The sequence below is a fragment of the Alcanivorax sp. genome (assembly GCF_017794965.1).
Classification (GTDB): domain Bacteria; phylum Pseudomonadota; class Gammaproteobacteria; order Pseudomonadales; family Alcanivoracaceae; genus Alcanivorax.
This window is the reverse complement of record NZ_CP051240.1, coordinates 3,167,345-3,187,863: the sequence shown is the minus strand read 5'-3', so window position 1 is coordinate 3,187,863 and position 20,519 is coordinate 3,167,345. Positions and strand designations below refer to the sequence as shown.

Annotated in this window: 3 protein-coding genes; 2 read left to right on the top strand and 1 reads right to left on the bottom strand. The window is 59.7% G+C overall.

Annotated elements, in window-relative coordinates; genetic code table 11:
* Positions 1 to 349 precede the first annotated feature (349 nt).
* Complete coding sequence (locus HF945_RS13965; RefSeq protein ID WP_290523176.1) at positions 350 to 13,546, top strand: isopeptide-forming domain-containing fimbrial protein; 13,197 nt, start codon at positions 350 to 352, stop codon at positions 13,544 to 13,546.
* Complete coding sequence (locus HF945_RS13960) at positions 13,546 to 18,744, top strand: OmpA family protein (RefSeq protein ID WP_290523175.1); 5,199 nt, start codon at positions 13,546 to 13,548, stop codon at positions 18,742 to 18,744. The genes HF945_RS13965 and HF945_RS13960 overlap by 1 nt, the downstream gene beginning before the upstream one ends.
* A 382-nt stretch (positions 18,745 to 19,126) precedes the next feature.
* Here HF945_RS13960 and HF945_RS13955 read toward each other — a convergent pair whose 3' ends face one another.
* Entirely contained in the window at positions 19,127 to 20,419 is a 1,293-nt protein-coding gene (locus HF945_RS13955) for an NAD(P)/FAD-dependent oxidoreductase (RefSeq protein ID WP_290523174.1), read from the bottom strand.
* Positions 20,420 to 20,519: the final 100 nt, after the last annotated feature.

Sequence of the window (20,519 nt, the reverse complement as noted above, 5' to 3'; positions counted from 1 at the left end):
AATACAGGTTTACCACAGAGGGCGTAGCGTTCAGTAAGAAAAGCGGGCTATTCCCTGAAGCTTGGTATGCACCTCTTCGCTCCCTTTTTGGAACAGGCTCCCTCAATGAGAGAGGCAAACAATGGAGGCATTGGGTGGATTTGCATTTTTATGAGGCGGGTCACGCTTTCTTCGTAGATCGAGCGGACAGATGCGAGGGGATTCACGGTATTGGGTTCAAACTTATACGAATATATTCCTAATCAAAAAATGCCCTTAAAGGGTGTTAAAACTTATTAAGTCAAGAAGAACATATCAATTGAACTCGATATTCATTCTATTCCGCAGTTTCGTGGCTGGGGTAAACACGATGGCTGCTGCCTGTTTGGGGCATCCCGCGGCATTGCTGGCGCGGGGGCTGGGGGTGGCCGTGTTGCTGGCAGTGTCAGGTCAACTCTGGGCGCAGTGTTATGCCCGGGAGGGATCGCCGCAGCTTTTTGACTTTGTCGGGAACAATAACCTGAACTACTGCGAACTGTGCGGCTATGGCTACATGACCGCGGAGGTGCGCAACCCCTTTATGGATGGCGGGGACGGTACCAGTGACCCTGATATGGAAGACATCGAGATCGAGTTCGATCTCGGCTCCACCGGGCTGCAGCTGTGGTACGGCGGCGGTGGCGGGGTGCCGGAAGTGTCGTACAGTTTTAATGGTGGTGGATTCACCAGTGGCGGCTCTGTCTCCCAATCCGGAAATGTTGTCAGAGTCACCAACCTTCCCACGCTGAACAATAACACCAGCAACAACCGTGAGAACGGTGGTGGCATCGGACGGGCCAACACCCTGCGGGTGCGTATCGCGGTACACCGTCCCTCTAACCCGGAGGGGCTGGAATTCGCTTCGAAGAACGTCAGTGCGCGCCTGGTCGACTTTGAGATGCAGGACAATTGCTCGGCCACCAATGCGCTGGAGTGGGATCGTGAGTGGAGCTTTCCCGGAGGGTGGAGCTGGGAAACCGACCCCTATAACGAAGGCGCCTTTAATCGTAATGAAACCCTGGATTATCGCTCTCCCAACCTGGATATCGCCAAGTGGGGCTGGAACTACGATGCGGGTCAGCGCCAATCCACCCAGAGTGACACGGTATACGGCCACAATGATGATGATGTGGTCTGGCGCATCCGGATCCGCAACAACGGTAATGCGCCGGTACAGGATCTGCGCCTGGATGATGTGATCAGCGATGCGGATTTGATGGAAATTACCCACATCTGTGCGTCCCAGGGATCTGCGAATACCGTGGCGGCAAACAACGGTGCGGGCATGCCCGGGGACTGTGAGCCGACCAGTATTGCGTTGGGAAATCCATTGAACAACTACGTGGTGGAGCCACCGTTCGGCGCTGGCGACGACAATCTTCCCTATGAGAATGGGGATCTGGTGGATGCCAACCCTGGCCAGAACATCAACATCTACATGGTGGGCAAGATTTATAACGACGCGTCCTGTCGTCAGGGCTGGCTGCAGAATGATGCGCAGGATGTGGAGTACGGTTGTGAGGCGCAGCCGGGCCCTGGTGGCCTGAACGCCAGCGACACCGGTGACGCCAATATGTATACCCGTTACGGCGAAACCGATGGTGGTGGCAGCAATATCGGCTTGCGGGTCAAGCGTCGTCTCACCGGTCTGGATAGTGTGCAGCCAGTGGGTGCGCGTGGCTTGATGACCATCACCCTGCGCAATGAAGGGCGCGGTACGGTCTACTTTGATCAGGGAGACAGTTGGCACCTGCGCGACGTGTTGCCCCCTGAATATGTCATGGATCCCACGTTCACCCCGCAGATTGTGGCTGAGTCGCAGTTATACGGTAATTACGAAGGACGTATTGATACCCTGGAATGGATCAACCGGGCCGGTGGCTTGCCACTCAACGGCGGTGATTCCACCACCTACCTGAACAACACAGCACCGGAGTTCCGGCTGTCCAGTTCCACCATCGACAGCGACGCAGATCAGGCGGAAGAAGATCGGCACCTGATGCGCCATGGTGACGAGTTGACCTTCCAGTTCCGTGTCGTGCTGATCGATCCAGACTTTTATGACCTGTCAGCCAACCTGGATGTGCTGGAAGAGGATGTGATCTCCTCGCCGGAACCCAACACCGATCCCTCCAAGGTGCCTGACCTGGAGAATCGTCTGTACGTGCAGTTCCGTACGCTCTGTGCGGCACAGGGGCTGCAGGAGTATGACCTGCGCGGCAACAACAATGACGGCAGCATGACTGGCAACAGTCTGAACAACTATGCGATTGCCGATCAGGATCGCGGACAGGTGCCGGCGGACCCGGAAGATCTGGATATCAATATTGATGGCCAGACCTTTATTCTCACCAATGACCGGAACCAGCGTCTGCCGCTGCGAGTCATGCTGACCAACAACGGTGGTCATGACGCTGAAGACTTCCAGGCCTTTGTGACCTTCGGCGCCACCATGGAAATCGTGAGCTCGCCGGGACAGTGTTCGGTGGTGCCCGTGTCTGGCAGCCCCATCCAGCCTGCACCCTGGAAAACCTGGGTGGATCCGGTGGCGATTCCGTCCACGGCCACGGTCTACCGCTGTGATGCGCCGTCTCCCGTGTCCCCCGGGCAAACGGTCAACTACGATTTCGAGGTCATCAAGACCAACGACCCGGCAGGGATTGCTGAAGATGATCTGACCTTCCGTGCCGATGTGGTGGGGGAAATCTTTACCGCCAATGGTCTCAATGCCACTGGCGCAGGCTTGCCGTTGTGGTTCCCGGCTCCGGGCGGGACCGACAACCTGCGCGGCGATGGCGAAATCGACCGTGGCAACAACTACTCGCTGGATACTCACTGGGCGAGGGTCATAGGTTTCAACCTGATCAAGGATCTGGTGGGTACCTGTAATGAAAACGTGGCGGATGTGAGCTACGACGGTCCGGCCAGCGGTCAGGCCAAAGACCGTGAACGGGTACAGATTGGCGAAGAGTGTACCTGGAAGATCGAAACCGGCGGCTGGTTCGGTTTCGAGACCCCGGGTTTTTCCTTCATCTCGGTTCAGAACATCCAGGTACGTGATCAGGTGCCGGATGGTCAGAGCTATATATCCAATACCGACTACACCCTGGAATCCACCTCGCTGATCACGGGTGTGACCAGGGATGTCTCGCGTTCGCCGCTGGAGGAAGGGGAGTTTGGCTGGCGCTTCAATGTACCGGACAGTACCCGTATCGAGGTGGCGGATGAGTGGTTCATCCTGGATACCGTGACGCGCATCCTGAACAAGCCCCAGGATGATCGCAATGCGCCCAATGTGCATGCGGCCAACCGCACCAATGTGCTGGATTCCACCTTTGATGCGGCGTTCTTCAACGAGAACACCCAGCTGCAGGAAAACTACACCCTGGGTAGCGGCCTGATCGGTGCCGAGGGCAGTCTGTCACAGGGCACCACCACCGGTTACCCGGAAGAGCCGATCCGGCGCGCGGATGTGATCGTCACCGAGCCGCTGATTGAAGTGGAAAAACAGGTGTGTAACGAAACCCTGTATGGTGCCGGTCCGGGCTGTAGCAACTGGGTGGACCTGACGGACGAAGGGGATACCTTTCACAGCTATATTTTCCGTCTCACGGTGAGCAACCGCGCCGCCGATGATGGCCAGCCGCGTGCGCCAGCCTACGATCTGGAACTCACCGACAATCTGGATGCCAGCGACCTGATGCTGGTGGTGGACTTTGCCACCGACGGTCTGGATAACGACGGTGATGGTCTGGTCGATGGGGCTGACACGGACGGTGAAGGTAGCGTGGCAGACAACGTGGTGCTCAACGGTACCCCGGCAGTGATCACCTTCTCGCATTTGCACGGCGTGGATGGCACAGGTTTGCGCCGCATCGAACCCGGTAGCAGTGTGGAGCTGTATTACCGGGTGGACCCGGATGAACGGGCTGCGCCGCAGCAGGTGCTGACCAACCGCTTCAGCTCGCTCTATGACAGCCTGGAAGGCAGCGCCAACGAACATGGCCAGCAGACCGTTACCACGCCGGGCAACGGCGAACTGGGCGGTGCCCGTCAATACAACAGTGCTGAAGCGGATGCGGCTATCGAGATCATTCCGCTGCTCACCCAGCCCAAGGAAATCCTGCGGTTGTCGCAGACGCCATTGGGGCAGGGCAGCCCCCAGGAAGTGACCCCGGGCGAGGAAATCGAGTATCGCCTGCTGGCAGAACTGCCGGTGGCCGTGTTGCGCAATCTGGTTGTGGAAGACCAATTACCAGCCGGACTGACCTGTGCCGAAGCCCCGGTTGTTGATCTCAGTCAGCCGCCCTATGCTGCGGCGGGCTTCAAGCGTCCTGACCTGACTCCGGTGCCGCCCATTACTCCGTCCTGTAGTGGCACTCAGGTGCGCTGGGATTTTGGTGATGTGACGTTGACGTCCGTGATTGCCGGCCAGAGCCGTTTCGAATTTCCGCTCACCTTTATTGCCCGGGTAGATAACAGTGCGGGCAACAATGATGGCACCACCCTGACCAATGGCTTTCCTGCCACCACCACCCAGTTGAGCTATGAGAATCAGGGCGGCGCCACCGTGGTGCTGACCTTTGATGAAGTGGCCGTTGAGGTGAAGGAAGCTGACGTGAGCCTGGACAAGGTCTGGGTAGAGCCGGTGGACGGCGGTGACCTGGTGGATATCACCATTACCGCGACCAATAACGGCACCGCGCCGGCCTACAACCTGCGGGTATGGGAAGATCTGCTCGACAGTGAAATGACCTTTATCGCCGGTAGCGTATCAGGAACGGATCCGCCGGATGTGGTGGACACCACCACCTATGGCCCAAACCGCCCGGTGTTTGTGTGGCAGCCTGCCAACCCGCTGGCCCCAGGGGCCAGCCGCACCTTCACTTTCCAGGTACGGGTAGATGATGCGGTCCAGCCGCTGCAAATGCTGCAGAACCTGGTGCGGGGAGACTGGACCTCCCTGCCGGGGCAAGGCACTGCCCTCAACAGCACCGGCCAGATCGGTGCGGATGGCGCGGCCGATGGCCAGCGTATCGGTTCCCTGGATAGCTCGGCCACCGCCCCCAACGACTACGAAGCGATCAGTAATACGGTGCAGGCCACCGTGGGGCCGCTGGCCCTGACCAAGACCGATCTGGACCCGGCCATGGCGCCCGAGATCGGTGCCCACAAGGCCTTCCAGCTGGATATCCTGTTGCCGGAAGGCACCACCCAGAACCTGCAAATCCAGGATTTCCTGAATAGTGGTGCGGTCAGCTACCTGCTGGCCGATAACGCTGACTTTGATATCACCTACGACTTTACCGGTATCGCCAGCATCAACGGTGCTGCGCCTTCCGAAGCGGCAATGAATGCGGTGCCGGTGGACGGCGCCAGTGGGGCGGTGCTGTGGGATCTGGGCACGGTGGTCACCGCCACGGAAGATGATCTGAGCACCACCACCCTGAATCCGCAGATTCGCATCACCTACTACGGGCGTATCAATAACGACCTCAATACCGACCGTGGCGACACACTCGGTAATGGGGTACAGGTGAATTACACCCATGGGCAGACCGGTGCGCCGGCTCCGACCCTGAATGACAGCACGGCGCTGGTGAGCGCCATCGAATCGGATCTGTCTGCCACCAAGAACTACACCAACATCAGTGGTGGCCAGCTCACCGGGGGGACGGTACTGGAGTACACCGTTACCCTGAACAATAACGGCAATGCCACCGCCTATGATCTGAACATCGTTGACACCCTGCCCACGGGCCTGACCCTGGATAGCAGCTTTACCCCGACGGCCACCATCAACGGCAGCGCCGTGGCCGGCTTTGTCAGTGCCCCTGCCGATGGCGGCAGTGGCCAGTGGATCTGGGGTCGTGATAATGCGGACGGCAGTCTTGATCTACCTGCTGGCCAGGAGTTGGTGCTTACCTACCGTGTGGTGATCGGCATTCCCGGCGGCACCTTTACCAACAGCATGAACGCGGACTGGACCTCACTGCAGGATGTCAGTGTCTACGAGCGTACCGGTGCCGGCTGTCCGGCGATTACTGCCCCGGATGATTACTGTATTTCCGCCCAGGTCACGACTGCCGATTCTTCCGATGACACGGCGGTCAGCAAGGCGTTCCTGGTGGACACCTGGGCAGCCGATGGCAGTCTCGGCGGCGACGGCCGATTGCGGGTAGGCGATAGCCTGGATTATCAGCTCACCCTGACCCTGAACGAGAGCACCACCCGTAATGTGGTGTTGTCCGATGTGCTTCCCGCAGGTATGGCGTTCGACCGGATCGTGTCCGTCAACGGTGACAATGCCGCGCCATTTGATCCGGTTTATCCCTTTACCCATGCGCCGCTGGGTGCGCCGTCGGTGGCCGGTGATGCAACCAGCGGGCAGACGGTGACTTTCAGTCTGGGGGATGTGGGCAACGCCAACGACAACAACTCTGCCAATAATGACCTGGTGCTGGTTTACCGCGCGCGGGTGGTCGAGGACGTGCTGGCGCACCAGGCTACCCTCGGGCTGGACAATGCGGTGACCCTTTCCTACGCCACCCTGAGCGGCGACCCGGTGCCACTGGATCCGGCCCGCATGCAGGACACGGTGGGGATCACCGTTGACCAGCCGTTGATGAGTGATGTGGTCAAGACCGAGCGCAATGGTCGCACCAGTCCCTACAACGTCATGGACCTGGCTGGCGAGACCATGGCGTTCCGGCTGGAGACCCAGAACAACGGCGATGCACCGGCCTATGATCTGCTGATCAGCGGCAACGTGGCCTACGAGCTGGACGAAAGCACCCTGACCACGCCGGTGGTGAGCATCGACGGCACGCCTCTGGCGGCCGCTGACTTTGTCTTTACCCCGCCGGCGACGCGCGGCGGCAGTACCAGCATCAAACTGAATGTGCCGGTGATGCCCGGCGGTGTGCTGACCATCGACTACGACATCGGTTTCCATACCGATACGCCTCCCAACACCAGCTGGAGTCATGGCGCCGGAATTACCGAGTACTGGTCATTGCCCGCCACCAGTGGCCAGCGTTATGCGCCGGTTGCGGTGACCGAATTTGTGATGAGCAATCCGGCCACACTGGCTGTGCCGGTGAAGACCCTGGTGACGCCCACCACCAAGGCGGTGGTGGGTGAAGAAGTGGAATATACCATCACCGTTCCCGGCGCGACCCTGTCCGCCGCGCTCAGCGATGTGCAGATCACCGATACCCTGAACAGTGATCTGGAGTTCGTCTCGGCAACCGTCAACGACCCGGCGTTCGGGCTGACCGACAACGGCAGCGCGGCCCAGAACGTGGACCTGAGCCTGACCCAGATTCCGGCGGGACAGCAGGCGGAAATTACCCTTGTAGCAAGAGTGGTGAACACCGCGGACAGCAATGCCGGCGACAGCTTTGTGAACACGGCCAGCTATACCTTCAACGGTAACACCCTGACCAGTTCCGCTACGGCGGCACTCACCATTGCCGAGCCGCAACTGACCCTGAGCAAGGATGTGACGGCACCGGCCAGCATCAGTGCCGGTACGTTGCTGGATTATAGCGTCCAGGTAACCGCGGCTACCGGGGCGAATGCCGCAGATGCCCATGACCTGACCCTGACCGATACGCTGGATATCGGCTTGGTGTATGAGGCGGGCAGTGCCAGCCTGGGGGATCCGGATACGATCACCGGTGACGGCATCAACACGCCCCAGGTACTCACCTGGAACGTGGCCACTCTGGCGGAAGGTGACAACCTCAATCTCACCTACCAGGCGGCTGTGCAAGACAGCGTGGGTGCCGGGCAGACATTGAACAACACCCTGGTGCTGCGCTGGACCAGTCTGGCGGGCAGCAGCGCTTTCGAGCGGACCGGCAGTGAAACCCCTGCCTTCAATGATTATGTGGCTACGGACAGCAGTCAGGTTGCCACCACCGACAGTACCGCCTTCAGCAAACAGGTGGTCAGCGATACCTACCTGCCCGATGACGATGGCATATTGCGAGTCGGTGACCGGGTCAACTTTGCCTTGCAGGTGGCATTGCAGGAGGGCTCCCACACCGATCTGGTGGTGACCGATACCCTCCCCGCAGGCATGGCGTTCGAGCAAGTGGTCAGTGTGGACCAGTTTGGTACGGCCGGGACCTTGGCGGCCCCGGCGGTAAGTGGCCAGACCGTCACTTTCGATATTGGTGATATCACCAACCCGGTGGATGGGGATGCCAGCAACGACGTCTATGTCATCACCTATCAGGCTCGGGTGTTGAACCTGGATGCACTCAACCAGCAGCCGCTGGTGCAGACTCTCGCCAACAGTGCAGAGCTGGCCTATACCCTGGTGAGTGGTCCGGTGACCCCGGTTCCTGCCACGGCCAGCATCGCGGTGCATCAGCCCTTTCTGGAAGTCTCTGCGGTGAATGTGACGTCAGCCACCGGGGCAGATGCGGTGGTTACCGCCGGTGAAGGGGTGACCTACACCGTAGATATCCAGAACAACGGTCAGGCACCGGCCTACGACGTGCAGATTCAGGATGTGCTGCCAGCGGGTCTGCGGGTGGCCGGTGTCACCACGCAAAGTATTGAACTGTTGTCGGGCGCCGCCTTGCCGGTGCAGGCCCCCGGCTTCGATCCGTTGACTGGCCTGGCCCAGTGGGATCTGGACGGCGCCGCCGATGCCTGGACAATTCCGGCAGGCGACACCTTGCGTCTGGTCTACACCGCCCAGGCGGATGCGGATCTCGGCGCCAGCCTGACGCTGGACAACAGTGTACTGGTGAATCTCTATTTCTCCTTCGACAACGGTGATGTGCCCACCGACGGTGATGCCGCAGAGCGGGAAGATTACGGCCCGACTGCGCCCCTGTCTGCCAGCCTCACCTCCCCTGGCGCCGGCGCGCTGGAGAAAGCGATCACCCAGCCTGAAGCCGAAATCGGGGTGCCGTTCACTTACCAGATTCGCGTGCCGGCAGTGGCGGAGAACATTGCGCTGAGCGATGTGCATGTACTGGATGACCTGTCCTCCTCTGCAGCGGTGCTGGCTTTCAGTGAGGCGCGCTACAGCCTTGATGGCGGCACCAGCTGGGCCGCCATGAGCAACCAGGGCACGGCCACCGCGCTGGATCTGGTGGATCAGGCCAGCGGCGACGGTGTGGATGTGCCGGCATCGGGGCAGATGCTGGTGGAGCTGACCGTGTATCTGCAGGATGACCCGGCCAATGTGGCGGGTCTGACCTTCAACAATACGGCGCGTTATTCCTACGGCAGCTTCGCAGGGGATACCGCCACCCTGGCCGATACCTCGGAAGACATGACCATTGTCGAGCCGTCCCTGGTGATGACCAAGGATGGCCCGGCCACCCTGGCCTATGGGACGCCCGGGTTGTTCACCCTGTCGGTACAGAACACGGATACCGTGGCCACGGCGCGGGATATCACCGTGACCGATTATCTGCCGACACTGGCAGAGGGCGGCATGTGTGATGTGCCGCCGGTGGTGACGGATGTGAGCATCTACGAATCCGATGCCACTACCCTGGTAAACACACTGGCAGAAAGTACGGACTACACGCTGAGCTTTACGCCAGGGGAACCCTGTGCGCTGGTCATCAATGGCGTCAGCGCAACAGCGGCATTGGGCCCGGAACAGATCCTGGTGGTGAGCTATGAAGCGCAACTGGATCAGGACACGCCCACGGATGCCAACCTGACCAACTTTGCGGCGGCCACGCAATGGTTTAGCGCAGAGGATACGTCACCGGCGCGTCGTACCTATGACCATGATTTGCAGCAGGTAATCGAAGATGTGGCGGACCCGCAGGATTACCACACCCTGACCCCGGTGCTGCCCTCCATGCAGGTGGACAAGACCGTCAGTGTGCAGGTGGATGCGGATGGTGATGGCCAGGCCAGCCCTGGGGATACCCTGCGCTATGTGATTGATGTGACCAATACCAGCGCGGCCTCACTGACCGGTTTCTCCATGGTTGATGATCTGGGTGCCCTGAATGCCGGGGAGTGGTTTGAAGCCGGTTCTCTGGTGATGGCTTCGCTGCCCCCAGGCAGCAGCGATAATTCCGACCCTGTTGGTGGCACCAACGGCCAGGGGCAGGTAGATATCCGTGACCTTAACCTGGCTGCCCAGGGTGAAGCCGGTGATGCCATTCAGCTGGCCTTCGACATTACCCTGGTGGCGGTGATGGATGATGCCACCGAAGTGCTGAACCAGGGCCAGGTCGAATTCCTCGGCAATCCCCTGCAGCTAACCGATGATCCCGCTCTGGGCGGCACGGAAGATCCCACGGCCATCACGGTGAATTCGGCACCACAGATGCGGGTGCAGAAAGTGTCTGCCGATATCAGTGCCGATCCCGCTGTGCTGGAGCCGGGCGAAACCCTGCGCTACACCCTCACTGTGACGAACATCGGTAATGAAGACGCGCGTGATGTGTTCCTGCGCGATGCCATTCCCCAGTACACAAGCTACCTGCCGGGTACCACCACCCTGAACGGGAATCCGGTGGCCGATCCGGCGGCGGGCATGTCGGCGCTTGAAAGCGGCATGCTGGTCAACGCACCGGTGGATGCGGCTCCAGGTGTGATGCTGGCGAACACCCTGGCACCGGCAGATCACGTGGCCACGGTGACCTTTGATGTGCAAGTGGACAGTGACGCGATACCGGGCACCTTGATTGCCAACCAGGGCTTTGTGGTGGGCACCGGCAATGGGGGGACTGACTTCATGGAGCAGCCCTCCGATGATCCGGCCACACCGGCGCTGAATGATCCCACGGTGGATATTGTCGGCAATCTGCCCCTGCTGGATGTACAGAAAACCGTAGTGCTGGCCAATGACCTCAATGCCAACAACGCACCGGACCCCGATGACACCCTGTTGTACACCTTCACGGTGACCAATACGGCGGATCAGCCCGCTACCAATGTGATGCTGACCGATCTGATACCGGCCAACACCACCTATGTTCCTGCCAGCACCACCCTGAACGGTGCCGCGGTGGCGGATCTCAGTGGTGCTTCGCCGCTGGTGTCCGGCATGCAGGTCAACTCGATGGGTGACGTGGCCGGTACCGTGGCTGCCAACAGCACGGCTGAAGTGACTTTGCAGGTCACCATCAATACCGGTACGGCCAACGGCACGGTGATCGTCAACCAGGGCACCATGAGCAGTGAAGAGCTGCCGGATGAACTGTCGGATCAGGACGGCATCGATTCCAATGGTGACCAGCCCACCGAAATCACCGTGGGTGAAGCCCAGCAACTGGCCATCGTCAAGAATGTGGTGGTGGTGGGCGGCGGCGCCGTGATGCCCGGCTCCGAGCTTGAATATACGGTTCAGGTCGCCAACGTGGGCACGGTGCCGGCAACCCAGGTCATCATTCAGGATGACCTGTCCTGGCTGGCCTCCATGGGCACCTTTGTCACCAACTCGGCCACGCTCAATGGTGGCGTTGCGGGGGTAACGGAAGGCACCTTGCTGGTGGCGGATTACGGTATGGCCTATGGCGATCTGGCGCCGGGGGCGAATGCTCTGTTGCGCTTCCGGGTCACCCTGGACAGTGCCATTCCCTGGGAGTCCATCGTCAGCAATACCGGCGATGTGTACTGGAACAACAATACCCAGATGGCCAGCAGTACGGTGGATGTTCAGGTGGGGGCCATTCCCGGTACCGCAACCCTGAGTGGCGCACTGTGGCACGACGAGGATTTCGACAATATCTTCGATGCCACCGAACAGCCGCTGGTGGATTGGGAAGTCCAGGCCTGGCAGAACAATGTGATGCTGCGCAGCACGGTGTCCGGCGCCGATGGCAACTACAGCGTTATTGGCCTGCCGATGACCCAGCCGGGGGAAACCTATGAGCTGCGGTTTGTGGCACCGGGCGCGTCGTCCACCACGGCGCCGCTGGGTTACACCGATTCTGATCCTGCCTTCACCGATGGTCTGCAAGTGATCACGGATATCACCGCGGCGGCAGACAGCCTGGTGGCTGATCTGAACCTGCCGATTGATCCCAACGGGGTGGTCTACAACGCCATTACCCGTGAAGCCATTGCCGGCGCGACCCTGACCATGGTGGACGGGGCTGGCAATGCCATCGCCGACAGTTGTTTCGACAGCCCGGCGCAGCAGGGGCAGGTAACGCTGGTGTCCGGTTTCTACAAATTCGACCTGAACTTCAGCGGCGCTTCCTGCCCCTCTGGGCAGGATTATCGGATTGTGGTGACCCCGCCGGCTGGTGCATTCACCGGCGGAGAGTCCGCAGTGATTCCGCCGCTGACCGGCGAGCAAACCACCGCCTATGATGCGGCGGCCTGTAGTGATGATGCGCTGGCGACCACTGCGGAGTGTGAGGCCCAGATCTCTGCCGCCGTGCCGCCTTCCTCAGTGGCTGCGGGCAGCCCGCTGACCGGTTACTACCTGAATCTGATGTTTGCCGGGACCACCCCCGAGGACAGCCAGATCTATAACAACCACATTCCACTGGATCCGGAGTTGAGCGGTGCGGTGACCATCACCAAGAGTGCCTCGGTGGTGAACGTGAGCCGCGGTGAGTTCGTGCCCTACGTGATTCGCATCAACAACAACTTTGGCAGTGATCTTTCCGATCTGGCGATCCTCGACAGCTTCCCGGCAGGCTTCAAGTATGTGAAAGGGTCTGCCCGACTGGGCGACCAGGCGGTGGAGCCGGAGGTGGATGGTCGCAACCTGATATGGCGCGATCTGGACCTCAATGCCAGTGGGCAGTATGCGCTGAAGTTGCTGTTCATCGTGGGCTCCGGCGTGGCGGAAGGTGAGTACGTGAACCGCGCCCAGGTTTTCCAGGCGCGCACCAGTCGCGCCCGCCTTGCCAACAGTGCTGCGGTGTCCGGAGAAGCCCAGGCGACGGTGCGCGTCGTGCCGGATCCGGACTTCGACTGTAGTGATGTGATTGGCAAGGTCTACGACGACACCAACATGAATGGCTATCAGGATGACGGCGAAGCCGGCCTGCCAAATGTGCGTGCCGTCACTGCCCGTGGCCTGATTGTCACCAGCGACCAGTATGGCCGCTTCCACATCACCTGTGCGGTGGTACCCAACGAGCTGCGTGGTTCCAATTTCATTCTCAAGGTAGACGATCGCTCGCTGCCTTCCGGTTATCGCATGACCACACCGAACCCGCTGGTGCGTCGTGCCACTCGAGGCAAGATGATCAAGTTCAACTTTGGTGCGGCCTTGCACCGGGTGGTGCGTCTGGATATTGCCGACCCGGTATTCGAGAAGGGCAGCACCGAGATGCGTCTGCAATGGGCGTCGCGCATGCCCCTGCTGATGGAACAGCTGGAAGGGAAGCCGTCCATCCTGCGCATTGCCTATATGGCTGAGCGGGAAGATGAAGGGCTGGTGGATGACCGCCTCAAGGCCATCAGAAAGCGGGTTGCCCGCAAATGGGCAGAATTGGGGAATGACAATGAGCTGGTCATCGAGACGGAAGTCTTCTGGCGAACCGGCGCGCCTCTGAAAGGAGGTGGCAAGTAATGAACAGGCTGACTGTGCTGACAAAAACAATGAAGCGGCTGTCCATGAAGATGGCCTCCCCCCGTGCTATTGGCGCTCCGGGCCGTGCGGGGGTGCTGACGGTATTGATCATGGGGATAGCGTTGCCGCTGCAGGCAGAGCAAATCGCGGCGCCACAGACTGAACAGGCTCTCCCGGCTCCGGACGTACGGGTAACCCCGTCGCTGGGGGAGGCGGTTGAACGGCAGCTGCCCCTCTATATGGATTATCAGACCTGGGTGCAGGACCCCAGCCGTTATGAGCAGAATCTGGGCGACCGTATTGAAACCGTCACGGAGGATGTGGAAAACCTGCGCACTATCAAGCTCACTGATGTGGTGCCTCCAATCCGTTATCAATCCGGGGTATCGGAAATTCCGGCTTCGTATGTAGAGCGCCTGCGTGCGGTACTGGAAAACATGCGTGGCCGTCTGAACGTTCGCCTGCATTTCGTTGGCCATTCCGACAACGTTCCCCTGTTCGGTGCCCTGCGTGCTCGCCTGGGTGATAACACTGGCCTGTCCCGCGAACGTGCTGGCGCCGCAGCCGAATACTTCCAGGTGGCCCTGGATCTGCCACCGGAATCCATTTCCTATGAAGGGATGGGGGAGAGTCAGCCGCTGGCGTCAAATGATACGTCAGCAGGTCGTGCCGAGAACCGCCGGGTTGAAGTGGAAGTCTGGTATGACGAAGTGGAACAGAACACCGTTGAGAAAGAAGTCGTGGTTGAGGAAAAACTCAACCGGGTAAAAGTCTGTCGGGTAGAAACCGTTTGTAAGCTGACCTACAAGGAAGGCCATTCCAAGCGTACCCGGGTGAAAAACCTGGTGCCGCCGCTGCATTTCAATGATGAATCTGTGGAGATTCCGGCATCCTTCCAGAACCATATCCGTCAGGCGCTGGAGAATCTGGCCAACAAGCAGAACGTCACCCTTCGCCTGATTGGCTATACCGACAACGCAGTGATTACCGGCCGTGATGCCCGTATCTATGGCACCCATGAAGGCTTGTCCAAGGCGCGTGCCCGGCGGGCGCTGCTGGCGCTGCAGGATGCGCTGGGGCTGCCCAGCAGCATGCTGGAAAGCACTGGCAAGGGCAGCAGCAACCCCATTGCGTCCAATGAGTCCGAGTCCGGCCGCGCCCTTAATCGTCGTGTGGAAGTGGAGTTCTGGTACGACGATATCCTGCAGTCATTGTCCGGTGAGCCGCAGATGTGCCCGGAGGACGCCGGCGCGGAAACCGTGACAAGAACCTACGACCCGCCTTCTGGTCCGATTGCCCCGGTGATCTACAAGCAGGGCAATCCGGATATCCCGGAAGGGTATATGACACGACTGTCCGGCATCCTTGCTGATGTGCAGGACAAGACCAATGTGCGCCTGCGCTTTATCGGCTACACCAGCAATGAGCGACTCGATCGACGTACCGCCATGGTGTATGGCGACGATGTGGGGCTTTCCACTGCCCGGGCACGTCGTGTCATGGAAGCCGTGAGTGAGCAGCTCAAGCTGACGGAAGAACAGACCGAGTGGGAAGGCCGCGGCCATGTGCAGACCGATGATGTGGTCAACGCCGGCTTTGTGGAATCCGATGTGTCCCGCGTGGATGTGGAGGTGGTCTACGATGAGCTGGCCGTGCTGGATGATCTGGAAGGTGTGGATATCCAGCGGCTTACCCGTGAGGTGGACATCGCCAACCCCTATGCACTCAACCTGATGCGCATCAGCGTGGACGGCAAGGCCATTGATGACCCGTTGAAGAGTTCTGCTGATGTGCAGCGCTGTACCGATGTGGCGCTGGAAAAGGCAGACATTCAGTTCAAGTTCGACAATCTCGAGATCAAGCCTCGCCTGAACGTGACTGCCTGGCCGAACACGGTCATGCGTGAAGATAACCCGGATACCGAAGGCCCGGACAACCTGGTGCAGTTCCGCGCCTACAGCAACTACCCGGCCTATCTGGAGAAGGCTGAAGTGCGCCTGTTCGAGCTGGGTAAATCGGTTCGTGATGAGCCGCTGGCGGTGATTGAATTGCCGGTGAATGGTGATGCGGAATGGCAGGTGGAACTGGATGAGTCCATCACCTCCAATACCGACCTGCGCTATCTGTTGCGCGTGTACGACAGCGAAGGCCGCTACGATGAAACGGCACCGCAGACCCTGTGGGTGGTGAATTCCCTGACAGCGGACGATCTTGCCGACAAGAAAGACGAATACCTGAGCCCGGACGAAGAGCTGAAAGTGGGCTACGGCGAGAATCGCCTGGTGCGTTCCGAGATTCCCCTGGATGGCGGCACCATTCGTGTCTATGGCAGTGAAATCCCGGAAGGCCGTGAAGTCTTTGTGGCGGGCCGCAGTGTGCCGGTGGCCACAGAAGGTGAGTTTGCGGTGGAAGAGATTCTCCCCCCGGGGCTGCACACCGTCGAGGTTGCCGTTATCGATAATGAGGGTAACGGTGATTTGTTCCTGCGCGACCTGGAGCTGGAAAAGAACGACTGGTTCTACGTGGGTGTGGCGGACGTGACCGCCTCCTATGGAGAAACCACCGGCCCGGCCAAGCTGGTGACGGATGACGAGTACTACGACGACAAGTTCAATCTCTATGGTCGTCTTGCTTACTACACCCGTGGCAAGTTTGGTGATAACTGGCAGCTGACCTCCAGCGCAGACACCCTGGATGGCCCGGTGGATGATCTGTTCAGCGGTTTCATGGACAAGTCACCGGATGCCCTGTTTCGTCGTATTGATCCGGACTATTACTTCCCCACCTACGGGGATGACAGCACGGTAGAAGACGGGGCGCCGACCCTGGGCAAGTTCTATCTGCGGGTACAGCGTGACGATGACTACGGCATGTGGGGTAATTTCCACACCAGTTACCTGGACACCACGCTGGCGCAGGTGGACCGCAGTCTCTACGGGGGCAAGCTGCATTATGAGTCCGATTCGGTGACCAGCTTCGGCGAGCAGCGGTTACTGGTGGACGGCTTTGTGGCGGATCCGGGCACGCTGGCCGGTCGGGATGAATTCCGTGGCACCGGTGGTTCGCTGTACTACCTGCGTCATCTGGATGTGCTGGAAGGCTCGGACCGGGTGCGTGTGGAAGTGCGGGACAAGGCTTCCGGGATGGTGCTGGCGGTGAAGAACCTGGTGCCCGGCATCGACTATGACATCGACTATCTGCAGGGCCGGCTGATGCTCAACGAGCCACTCTCGCCGAGCATGGCCGATGAGCTTCTGGTGTCTACGGATGCGGGGAGTGACAACGATGTATTCCTGGTGGCGCGCTACGAGTACACCTTCAGCTTTGAGGAAACCAGCGACCTGTCCCAGGGCGGGCGCATGCACTACTGGTTTGGCGACCATGTGAAGCTGGGCCTCACCGCCAACAACACCAGTGAAGAAGGCAGCAGTGATCTGGGCAGTGTGGACCTGACCCTGCGCAAGAACGCCCGCACCTGGCTGAAAACCGAATTTGCCAGCTCTGAAGGCACAGACACGTCCACCTTCTTCTCAACCGATGGCGGGTATAACTTCGACGGCGTCAGCAACGGTGCGCTGCCGGGTGAAGATATCAGTGCCGATGCCAATCGGGTGGATGCCAGCGTGGGCTTCCGCGATATATGGGACAAGTCGGTGGACGGCAACATGACCGTATACCGGCAGGAGGTGGAAGCAGGCTATTCCGCTCCGGGCCAGATTACCGCCAAGGATACCGAGCAGCAGGGCGGTAGCCTCCATGTTCCAGTGACCAAGAGCACCAGCGTCACGGTGAAAGCGGACAGCCTGGAGCAGGAACAGGGACTGGATACCAGCGCCGCGGAACTGAATGTGACCCAGCGACTCAATGCGCAGTGGCAGGTCAGTGCCGGGGTCCGTCAGGAGCAGCGTGAGGATAACTCCCCGGTAGTGCCGCTGACACAGATTGAAGGCGACCGCACCGATGTGGTGGTGCGGGGTGACTACGACTCCCTGGGGCGCTGGGCGGCCTACGGTTATGCCCAGGATACCGCCTCCAGTAATGGCACCCAGGAAGACAATGCCCGCCTGGGGGCGGGGGGGGAAGTGCGTATTTCCGATCGCTGGCGCACCAATGGTGAGGTCTCCGGCGGTGATCTGGGCGTGGGTGCCCAGGCCGGTACCGAGTTCCAGGTGTCCGATCGCAGCAATCTGTATCTCAACTATGCGCTGGAGAATGAGCGCAGCGACAACGGCGTGCGTGCCCGTCGCGGCAACATGGCCACCGGGGTGCGTTCCCGTTATTCCGATACCACCAGTGTCTACCTGGAAGAGCGTTACACCCACGGTGATGTGCCCACCGGTCTGACCCATGCCACGGGTATCGATATCGCGCCTAATGATCGTTGGAACTACGGCGCCAGCCTGGATTTCGGCACCCTGCGTGACCGCCAAACCGGCGCCGAGCAGGAGCGCCGTGCGATTGGGGCCAAAGTGGGCTACGGGTACAAGACCGTGCAGATGGCCAGCGTGCTGGAATATCGGATCGATAAACTGGAGGCGGAAGACCTGAGCCATTCCGAGCGCAAGACCTGGCTCACCAAGAACAGCCTCAAATATCAGTTCACTCCGGACTGGCGCTTGATTGGCCGGTTGAACTACTCGGACAGCATCAGCTCACAAGGCGACTTTTACGACGGCCGCTTTATCGAAGCCATCTTTGGTTACGGTTACCGTCCAGTGTATAACGATCGTCTCAACGTGCTGGCCAAGTACACCTACTTCTACAATCTGCCTACAGCGGATCAGGTGACGGTGAACAACACCAGCACGGAGTTTATCCAGAAGAGCCATATCCTCTCGGTGGATGCCATCTATGATCTCACCCGTCGCTGGAGCATCGGTGGAAAGTACGCCTACCGTCTGGGGCAAATCAGTCAGGACCGTGATGACCCCGAGTTCTTCGACAGCCGTGCCAGTCTCTATGTGGCACGCATCGACTGGCACTTCATCCGCAAATGGGATGCCACCCTCGAGGGGCGCCTGCTGGACCTGCCGGATGCCGAAGACAGCCGAAGCGGTGTGCTGACCGCGATCTATCGTCACCTGAACGACAACATCAAGTTTGGCGTGGGCTACAACTTCAGCTCGTTCTCCGATGATCTGACCGATCTGGATTACGATCACGAAGGGGCGTTTATTAATCTGGTGGGCAAGATCTAGGAGCAGTTGAAAGTTTAAAGTTCAAAGTTGAAAAGGCGCGGGGCTGGTACTAATGATCGAAAACCCACTGCCCGCGCTCACCGTAGGAGCCTGCCTGCAGACGATCTTTTTGCTTGCAGGCATGCCAAGTGCACAGAGAGACCCAATAAAAAAGGCCGCCCCTAACCGGGGCGGCCTTTTTTTGTTGGAGTTCCACTTGAGGGAGGAACGCGCGCAGCGAGGCGATTGAAACCATTGCGCATGCGAACGTCTAATCCACAAAATCGCCTGCAGGCAGGCTCCTACGGCGTGGGTGGGTGGTGCGCGGGCAGAGTCGGCGACGCTTACTGCCTAACTCATCCGCGCTTTTTCAACTTTGAACTTTAAACTTTCAACTCGCCCTTTAATGCAGTTTCAACCGCGGCCTAACCAGCTTGTTAAAGCGCCCGGCGATCAACAGCATCACGGTTCTCGGCCAACCGTACAGCGCAGCCTGGTGCATGCGGTACAGGCTGATGTACATCATCCTGGCCAGCCAGCCTTCCACAAAGAAATTGCCGCCTTTCAGGTTGCCCATGAGCATGCCCACGGAACTGTAGTTGGACAGCGATACCAGCGAGCCGTGGTCCTTGTATTCGAACGGGCGCGGGTCGCGGTTCATCAGCAGCTGTTGCAGGCTGCGTGCGGTGTGCTGGGCCATCTGCTGGGCGGACTGGGCGCGTGGCGGAATCGGTCGTTCGGCGCCTTCCGGAATCAGGAAGGCGGCATCGCCGATGATGAAAATGTTCTTGTGGCCTTTGGCCTGTAATGTGGGCTCCACCTCCACCTGATTGATGCGATTGGTGGTCAGGCCCTCGATCTGGCCGAGCCATTCCGGACACTTTACCCCGGCGGCCCAGACCAGCAAGTCGGCCTTGATGGGATCGCCGTCTTTCGGCACAAAGGCGGCTTCGGTGGCTTCGGACACCATCACGCTGGTGCGCACTTTTACCCCCAGGGCTTCCAGACGCTTGGTGGCGGTGGCAGACACCCGCTCGCTGAGTACCGGCAGGATACGCGGTGCGGCTTCAATAATATCCACCTGCAGATGTTTGCGATCCAGCTTGTCGTGCCCGTAGAAGTTGAGCATGGAAACGGCATGGTGCAGTTCCGCGGCCAGTTCCACACCGGTGGCACCGCCGCCCACGATGGCAACGGATACCGGCTTGCCTTCGTAATTGGCGTGCAGACAGGCATTGAGGAAACGCTCACGGAAACGCTCGGCCTGGGCGCGGCTGTCCATGAACAGGCAGTTGTCGCGCACGCCGGGTGTACCAAAGTCATTGCTCTGGCTGCCAGTGGCCAGTACCAGGTAGTCGTAGTCCAGTTTGCGTTCGGGCAGTACTTCCTTGCCATGCTCGTCATGGAGCGGGGCCAGGGTGAGTTGCTGGTTGGCGGTATTCACTTCGGTGAGGGTGCCGGGCTCAAACCGGTAATGGTTCAGCTGGGCGTGGGCGCGGTAATCCACCGCATCCAGATCCGCATCAATGGCGCCGGTGGCGACTTCGTGGAAGCGGGGCTTCCAGACATGAATGCTGGAGGAATCCACCAGGGTAACATCGGCGTTGCCGACGCGGCCGAGTTTGCGGCCCAGTTTGGTCACCAGCGGCAATCCGCCGGCACCACCACCAACGACAACAATCTTGGGTATGCTCATTGAAGCTCCTGTCAGGCTGTCCGTTATGCACGGGCAAACCGTTCAAATTCATTGGGTATTTCTGAATTATTCTTCAAAGGCAGGCCCTTTTGGGGCGGCC

Coding starts and splice junctions, on each gene's coding strand:
- HF945_RS13965 (WP_290523176.1), top strand. CDS start 350: ATGGCTGCTGCCTGTTTGGGGCATCCCGCGGCATTGCTGGCGCGGGGG.
- HF945_RS13960 (WP_290523175.1), top strand. CDS start 13,546: ATGAACAGGCTGACTGTGCTGACAAAAACAATGAAGCGGCTGTCCATG.
- HF945_RS13955 (WP_290523174.1), bottom strand. CDS start 20,419: ATGAGCATACCCAAGATTGTTGTCGTTGGTGGTGGTGCCGGCGGATTG.